The organism is Aliivibrio sifiae (genome assembly GCF_002954705.1).
Taxonomy (GTDB): domain Bacteria; phylum Pseudomonadota; class Gammaproteobacteria; order Enterobacterales; family Vibrionaceae; genus Aliivibrio; species Aliivibrio sifiae_A.
This window is the reverse complement of record NZ_MSCO01000002.1, coordinates 493,440-500,185: the sequence shown is the minus strand read 5'-3', so window position 1 is coordinate 500,185 and position 6,746 is coordinate 493,440. Positions and strand designations below refer to the sequence as shown.

The window sequence follows — 6,746 nt, the reverse complement described above, 5'->3', positions numbered from 1 at the left end:
CCATTAATGAAATTAATAAAGGTTTTCAGTTGTTGGAAATTAAACTTACTAAACTTTAATGATTGTTTTTCCTGTCCATTAACCAATTTACAAATTTCGATACCTTCAATGTCATCTTTGTCTTGGATATAAACAACTTTCATCATTGTTCTAGGGGCTAATTGTATATGAGCCTCCTTTTCATCCGCGAATATAACCTGAAAGAAACGACCCTTATCAAATTGATGGTTATATAAAGTTTCCAATCTAGAATTTAAAATAACATCATCTTCACTTGGTTTTAGCATATCTAAATCAAACACAAAGTAACCCCATATCTTAAAACTACCCAAAAAACAGCTAACGCCTGCATAACACGTTTGCTACGATACAGGCTTAGCTGAATTTTACTGCCTTAATCACTGAAACTAAAGACAAACCGACAACGCCGAGTGTAGCAAATCGTGTTGATGCATTTGTTATACGACTTCGGGACTGTGCCAACAAGCGTGAAATTACCCTCAATCACTATGTAATCATATTTATAATAGCTAACAAATAATGAGAACTCTGTCCTGATTTAATTATTATGATTTTATCTTTAAATCTTGGGCCATTAAAGTTTAAGCTTACATTAATTCCAAAGGACAGATGAATGGGTAACGCAGTTAAAGTAGGCGATAAAGGGACTGACCATGATGGGTTTCCACAAACCCCTATTATAACAGGCTCACCAAATGTGAATATTGATGGTGCACCTGCATGTAGAGAAGGAGATAGCCTTATGCCCCATGCAAAACCTAAGCACCCTCCTCACCCTAGAACTATATCATCTGGCTCTTCGTCAGTATTTATAAACGGCAAGCCTGCTGCTTTAACTGGCAGTTCTATTAGCTGTGGAGGCGTTACGATTGGCGGTGGTACAGTAAACATTGGAGATAAAGCGCCAGTTAATACAGGTACTTCCTCATTACCAAGTAATCCCCCTGAAGCAGAAAGTCCTTTCATTACAAATAAAAGAGCCGCTTATCAAAAACGATTAGCAGAGAGAAGCGCAGCATTAGAGAATTCACACGCATCAAAAGCTTATGACTCCCCTCTTATTACGCGTGGCTCTAAAGCAACTCAGGCATTAGACGACTCATGGCGTAATGAACAGCAATGCTCTTTAATTGATGAACTTAATAACAACCATCAAGACATTGTTATTCTAGATATGGAAGATACCCATAAGTTATTAAATAACTTTTGGGTTGATTTAGGTAAAGACACCGCTTTCTTAGCGGCTAGCATTAATAGCGCAAATACTTGGTTTCAGCACACAACCCCAATATTCGATGCAAAAGGCTTAGTTAAGCAATTTGGTGACATTAATATCAAGGCAGACATTATTGAAAGTAAAGGAAAGCAATTTATTGCTTTCTCTGGAAAGAAAAATGGAAAAGAAATCCTTCACGCCCTTGTTAATGGCACTCGAATTAATATGAATGGTAAAAAATACCCTATTAATAGCCCAAAGGTTCAACAAGTTGGTTTAAGCCCTAAAGCGAGAGCAAACGGATTTAAAGGCGCTGGTGTATTAACCTTCGTGGTATCAGCAGCAATAGCAACGACCGACCTTGTATTTAAAGACGATTACCATTTAGTCGATTGGTTTGGCAATGTTGGCTCTGATATGTTTAAAGCATTACTACAGTTTGGAGCAGGAGAGGCTGTGTTGTTTGGCATTGTAGCACTGACTGGCTATATCGTTTTAGGTTTTGTATTAGTAGCTGTTGCCTATTTAACAATCGAATGGCTATGGAATGAATATAAAGTTACAGATGAGATTATTTTGGAGCTAGAACGTGTCATCAACTAAGATGAGATTTTTGGGGGTAGTATTTTTTATATTAATCCCATTATTATGGTGGGTGCCAACTAATGGAGTTTGGAGAGATTATCAAAACCTATTAAACCATAAAGATGAAGTTCAATTATCATTGTTTACTTTATGGGTACCTATTGGTGGATTTTTTGCCGTTATTTTAAATTCAATTTTGATGAGTATTACTATTATATCAGGTAAGAAAGCTCGTTTAATTATTGGAGAGCATTGGACTAGTAGTATAAATAAAACCTGTATATATAGTGCATTGTTTGGGGTCATATTTGCTATGATGTTTGCTCTTTATAGCATGAAGTTACTCGATGAATATGGGTATGAATACAGTTATGAATTAACTAAAATCACCCCAACAGGAATTCACTTGATGTATGTAAAGGCACCTTAAAAAATAAAAGCTAATTCAGCTCACAATAAATTTGTGGGCTGAATTAAACCAAATTAGTCGTATAACGCCTGCATAACACGTTTGCTACCATGCAGATTAAGCCTAAATTTACCACTTAATACGGTAAACCAAAAGAAATCTAGAACGCCGAATGTAGCAAATCGTGTTGATGCGATTGTTATGTTCGCTCTGACCGTTGATCATCAAACATATTTGAACTTAACATGAGTATCGATGTAGGAATTAAGATCGCCACCAGATACTGCAATGATTTTCATCCTGTCGATGTGCTGTTTACCTGCACTATCGTAGTCATAGCTAACTGAACGAGCAGTTTCATCGAACCAAACCGTAATCGAATTAGAATCTACCTCAAAACTACGTATTCCTGAGTAATTGTAAGTTTGCATTTAAGCCTCAATAATCCATTTGTACCAAAATATACAAATATCATTATTGTAATATCGCGAAGAACTACTGTGATTAATGTCACTAATTTCTAAGTTAATAAAAACAAAGGTAATATTTTAGATAACCATTATCTATCGCCTAGAACATAACGCCGCAATAACACGTGCGAACGACTTACTTTCCAAACCAATTATACTTCAAACCACAAACGCCGAGTGTAATTAGCATCGTGTTGATTGCTTTGTTATACGAGCCTTGCTTTCGCTCTGATAAACTTGGTAAATAACTGATTTACCAAGACTTGCTGTAAAACAATTTTAATTAGACTGGCTCAATTAAGCGAGCAAAATATCCAATCAACGACAATAACTGTGAAACGAAACAATCCCTTTTTCTTACACCATTTGTACGATTTGATTTCAACAAGTTTGGAACTGATAAACCAAATATCCTCGCCACAGTTGGGATTGATAATGCTGAGAAGAAAACACTGATGCAGACTAAAATGAGGCATAACCAAAGAACAATTGAAGCGTAAATTAGCTTCTGAAACGCCTGAATTTGGGGCAATAATAGCTCAATGCCGAACCTGATGAAATGAAAGCTAAAAGGCAACAAAGAAAAAGGAAAACCACCCTACTTTCACACCTAAAAAGCTAATGGTTCAATCGCTGAACTGAACCAAAAAACTGCATTCTCAGAGTTCGTATAACGCCGCAATAACACGTGCGAAAGACCGACTTACCAAACCAATTATACTCTAAACCGCGAATGCCGAGTGTAATAGCATCGTGTTGATTGCTTTGTTATACGAGCCTTGCTTTCGCTCCAATTAACTTGATAAAGAACTGATTTACCAAGATTTGCTGTAAACTGAGTTTAATTAGACTGGCTCAATTAAGCGAGCAAAATATCCAATCAACAGCAATAACTGTGAAACGAAACAATCCCTTTTTCTTACACCATTTGTACGATTTGGTTTCAGCAACTTCTGAGCTAATAAACCAAATATCCTAACCACAATTGGGATTGAAAATGCTGAGAGGAAAACACTGATGCTGGCTAAAATGAGGCATAACCAAAGAACAATTGAAGCGTAAATTAGTTTCTGAAACGCCTGAATTTGGGGCAATAATAGTTCAATGCCGAACCTGATGAAACGAACACCAAAAGGCAACAAAGAAAAAGGAAATCCACCCTACTTTCACGCCTAAAAAACTAACGACTCAATCACTGGACTGAGCCAAAAAACTGCAATCTTTAGTTCGTGTAACGCCTGCATAACACGTTTACTACTATGCAATTATACTTAAAATTGACGCCTTAAAACGAGAAACACCCGACAACCTGAGATGCCGAGTGTAGTAAATCGTGTTGATGCAATTGTTATGTGTATTTAGTCAAACCTACTTACTTAACTCACACTTCACGTTTAAATCTTCACATATTTTAAAAATACCAGATAATGGATTTACTTCTTCATCCCCTGTTACATCAGAGGTAATAGTTAACTTTGAAAGACTAGAATTAATCGCTGAGACCTTGATACTGCCGTCTTTTTCATTTTGACGCACATCAAGTACTTTTAATGAATCATCTTGATTGATAATCGATACATTAGGATTTTGGTTAACAACATCAATTGCTGTCTGGTAAACATTTTTAGCTGGAGCTTCAATATCAACAGATGCAACTTCATGGCTTTGACTTTTGTAATACATAACGGCACCAACAGTTGCGACTCCCACTCCAGCACAACCCGAAATTGATAATGAAGCTAATAAAATCAGTATTATTTTTTTCATAGACGTTCCCCCTTAAAAATCAGATATTAACATAATATTTCAAGGTAAAAAGTTAACTTGAACGTCCTTTCTGATAATTGAACAGAAACACATAACGCCTGCATAACACGTTTGCTATCATGCAGATTAAGCTCAAATTTACCACTTAACACGGTAAACTCAAAGAAACCTAGAATGCCGAATGTAGCAAATCGTGTTGATGCATTTGTTATATTTTACAGCAAAAATATATCGTCCCTATGAATGCTTTCAATACCATTAATAGCAATATATCCTTGAAAAGATAGTAAATCATCATGAGCCAAATCTGTTGGTGACCACATGTGAGCAACATATGTCTTGTCATCTTTTGAAATATAGCCACTAGCTTTGAAACAATTCAAAACAAACTCAGAACAAAACATTTTATCATTTTTCTTTTCGATGTTTGGTTTAGGTTTATTTCCCCAAATAAAGCGTCTATGTTCCATTCGTTTTTTAGGTAAATTTATTGCGCCACCTAAATCATACTCAATTTTATTTTTAACGCAATTATATGCGTAGGCAATCATTTTCGTTATTTTATCTTCTTTTAAGTATTCACAACGAGAAACTACAATATATGAATATGAATCAATAAATTCATTAAGTTTTATTGTTCTTACAAACTTACCTGCTGCATCTGCAACTAAATCATTACCAAGATATATACCACAGTGAACATAGATCCCTTTCGTTTTACTTTGAATTAATTTTGTTTTCTTCTTATTAAAAAATGACTCACTTTTAGGATCTTGATAACAAAACAATACATCTCCAGGTTTAATTTTGTCACAGGTAATTATTTGAGGGTAATCACTACCAAATAACTTAAGACCTGTAACACGATGTTCATTACCATTTTTATCAACTTCTGTTAATTTAACCATTACCAACCTCAAAAATATAACGCCTGCATAACACGTTTGCTACGATGCAGACTTAGCTGAATTTTACTACCTTAATCACTGAAACTAAAGACAAACCTAGAATGCCGAATGTAGAAAATCGTGTTGATGCATTTGTTATACGGCTACCCAAAGCGTGAGGCTAACTTCTTGTAAACTGCATCTTTATCTCGTTTTCCAATAGCTAAAACATAGACAACAATTTCGTCATCAATAACCTCATAAGCTAAACGATAGCCTGCTGTGCGTAATTTGATTTTATAGACAGAATCATAACCACGTAACTTTGATGCCGGCACATGAGGATTTTCAAGGCGCTCAATTAGTTTCTTTTTAAACTGGCTTTTAATCGGTGGCGCTAATTTACTCCACTCTTTTTGTGCTGCTGGTAGGAATTTTAATTTATAAGTCATCGATATTTACTTCCACAGCATCTGATAAATCAAGTCTGCGGCTTTCAACAAGCTGAGAAAGCTCGTAATCATCTAACATGTCCATTAGAAATTCGTAAGTTTCAGCAGGCACTAAGTAAGCCGCTGGTTTATTGTGATTTAAAATAGCTATAGCAGAGCCATCAGCTTCGTTCAAAAGAGCCGTAGGATTCTTCTTTAACTCTGAAATACTTGCTGAACAATCAGCTAGAACTTGTCTCATAACGCCACCAAATTAGTATTAAATTAAGTGCTAATTTTAGACCTTTTTAATGTGAACTGCTACTTTTTTCTTTTTGCCGTATAACGCCTGCATAACACGTTTGCTACGATACAGACCTAGCTGAATTTTACTACCTTAATCACTGAAACTAAAGGTAAACTGACAACGCCGAGTGTAGCAAATCGTGTTGATGCATTTGTTATATTGCCTATTGATAAACGACATGAAATCGTTCCAATACAAGAACCATGTCCTCATTAGGCTGAATATTTAACTCTGAACATTCAGCAGCAAAGAAACGCCAATGAGCTTCACGCCACCATTTTAATGAACGGTCGCCCTCGCCTTCTGCATGAGCAAATTCAGCCGTCACTTCGTTATATTTACACGTTTCAACTAAATCTATTTCAACGATACAAATTGGCTTTCCATTCCAATCAACGACCACTTGTAAGTGACCAACGGTTGGCATTGGTTCTTCACCTGATTCATACCAAATATTTAAGCTACAAGTTGCTGTCTTTTGACCAATTCGGATTAATTCCGCACATAAATTGGCATTATGCTCATCAGCACAGAAATAGTCTGAACTGAATGATAGATACTTTTTACGCTCAGTTTCAGAAAGTGAGCTTAGATACTGATTTAAGTAGAATTGAGACTGTTCTTCCATGAAATCCTCTTAACTATTTTCGCAA

At 35.8% G+C, this 6,746-nt stretch carries 8 protein-coding genes and 1 pseudogene; 2 read left to right on the top strand and 7 right to left on the bottom strand.

Annotation, left to right across the window (positions count from 1 at the left end; genetic code table 11):
• Positions 1 to 302, bottom strand: a pseudogene (locus tag BTO22_RS13190) (DUF4263 domain-containing protein); the annotation flags it as partial.
• Positions 303 to 634: 332 nt separating this feature from the next.
• Here BTO22_RS13190 and BTO22_RS13185 point away from each other — a divergent pair.
• Positions 635 to 1,840 carry a type VI secretion system PAAR protein gene (locus tag BTO22_RS13185; protein ID WP_308727217.1) on the top strand — a complete coding sequence of 402 codons (1,206 nt, stop codon included), beginning with the start codon at positions 635 to 637 and terminating at the stop codon, positions 1,838 to 1,840.
• Positions 1,827 to 2,252: a hypothetical protein gene (locus BTO22_RS13180; protein WP_146107541.1), complete on the top strand. Its 426-nt coding sequence runs from the start codon at positions 1,827 to 1,829 to the stop codon at positions 2,250 to 2,252. Before BTO22_RS13185 ends, BTO22_RS13180 begins: the two co-directional genes overlap by 14 nt.
• A gap of 203 nt (positions 2,253 to 2,455) precedes the next feature.
• On the opposite strand, the gene BTO22_RS13175 is transcribed toward BTO22_RS13180, so the two are convergent.
• The 6 genes from BTO22_RS13175 to BTO22_RS13135 form a co-directional block, all read right to left on the bottom strand.
• The gene (locus BTO22_RS13175; RefSeq protein ID WP_105055915.1) at positions 2,456 to 2,662 is read right to left on the bottom strand and encodes a hypothetical protein; all 207 of its coding nucleotides are present in this window, start codon (positions 2,660 to 2,662) and stop codon (positions 2,456 to 2,458) included.
• A 1,407-nt stretch (positions 2,663 to 4,069) separates the two neighbouring features.
• Positions 4,070 to 4,468: a DUF3568 family protein gene (locus BTO22_RS13160; protein ID WP_017020395.1), complete on the bottom strand. Its 399-nt coding sequence runs from the start codon at positions 4,466 to 4,468 to the stop codon at positions 4,070 to 4,072.
• A 215-nt stretch (positions 4,469 to 4,683) separates the two neighbouring features.
• On the bottom strand, positions 4,684 to 5,376 hold the full coding sequence (locus BTO22_RS13150; RefSeq protein WP_105055913.1) for a YiiX/YebB-like N1pC/P60 family cysteine hydrolase: 693 nt from the start codon (positions 5,374 to 5,376) through the stop codon (positions 4,684 to 4,686).
• A 143-nt stretch (positions 5,377 to 5,519) separates the two neighbouring features.
• Positions 5,520 to 5,807, bottom strand: a complete 288-nt coding sequence (locus BTO22_RS13145) for a type II toxin-antitoxin system RelE family toxin (RefSeq protein ID WP_017020028.1) — start codon at positions 5,805 to 5,807, stop codon at positions 5,520 to 5,522.
• Positions 5,797 to 6,048, bottom strand: coding sequence for a type II toxin-antitoxin system Phd/YefM family antitoxin (locus tag BTO22_RS13140; protein WP_045103946.1), 252 nt, complete (start codon positions 6,046 to 6,048; stop codon positions 5,797 to 5,799). Before BTO22_RS13140 ends, BTO22_RS13145 begins: the two co-directional genes overlap by 11 nt.
• Positions 6,049 to 6,256: 208 nt before the next feature.
• Complete coding sequence (locus tag BTO22_RS13135; protein WP_105055912.1) at positions 6,257 to 6,721, bottom strand: ASCH domain-containing protein; 465 nt, start codon at positions 6,719 to 6,721, stop codon at positions 6,257 to 6,259.
• Positions 6,722 to 6,746 lie beyond the last annotated feature (25 nt).